The 824-nt window shown below is 49.4% G+C and carries 2 protein-coding genes; both read left to right on the top strand.

The features are described 5' to 3' along the window. A partial coding sequence (locus ACYVTD_RS14530; RefSeq protein ID WP_461248430.1) for an ABC transporter ATP-binding protein occupies nucleotides 1–674 on the top strand: 674 nt, incomplete at its 5' end. After that, the coding region (locus ACYVTD_RS14525) for an ATP-binding cassette domain-containing protein (RefSeq protein ID WP_461248431.1) at nucleotides 667–824 on the top strand (158 nt) is incomplete at its 3' end. The genes ACYVTD_RS14530 and ACYVTD_RS14525, both read left to right, overlap by 8 nt.

Below are 824 nucleotides of genomic sequence, written 5' to 3'. Positions count from 1 at the left end.
GAGCGGGCAAAACGACGGTATTCAATATGCTTTCTGGAATCTACACGCCGACCGGAGGCGAGATTGAATTCCGCGATAAAGGCGGCGTCTCCTTCCTTGTAAAAAAACTGAACCCGGCGACGCTTAACAGGATAGGTCTTGCGAGGACTTTTCAGAACATACGCCTGTTTTCCGATCTTTCGGTCGAAGATAATATCCGTATCGCCCTACATTCGGGAAGAACAAGCGGCCCCTTGGATGCCCTGTTCCGTTTAAGGCGTTTCCGTATTGACGAGGAGCGCATGCGCGCGCAGGCGCATGAATTGCTTTCCCTTTTTAAGATTGAAAAAAAGAAAGACGAACTTGCGCGTAACCTTCCCTACGGGGAACAGCGCAGGCTGGAGATCGCCCGCGCGTTGGCGTCGAATCCCTGCCTTCTTTTATTGGACGAGCCCGCCGCCGGAATGAACCCCCAGGAAACGGAAGAACTGATGAAGATAATAAAATTTATCAGGAATGAATTTCACCTGACAATTCTTTTGATAGAGCACGACATGAGGCTGGTAATGGGAATATGCGAGCGGATTATCGTTCTGGATTACGGAAGGACTATCGCCTCTGGCTCGCCTGAAGAGATTCAGAAGAATCCCGCCGTGATAAAGGCGTATCTAGGGTCGGAGGCCGCCGATGGCTGAAACCCTGTTAAAAGTTGAAAACCTCGTCGTTAATTACGGCGCTATATGCGCCCTAAGGGGCGTCTCCTTTGAAGTCACCAAAGGGGAAATAATAACAATAATTGGCGCTAACGGTGACGGTAAAGATACAACGTTAAACGACATTTCTAA

The sequence above is a fragment of the Treponema sp. R6D11 genome, from assembly GCF_054786075.1.
The sequence above is the reverse complement of the archived record's forward strand: the minus strand, read 5'-3'. Positions and strand labels throughout refer to the sequence as shown.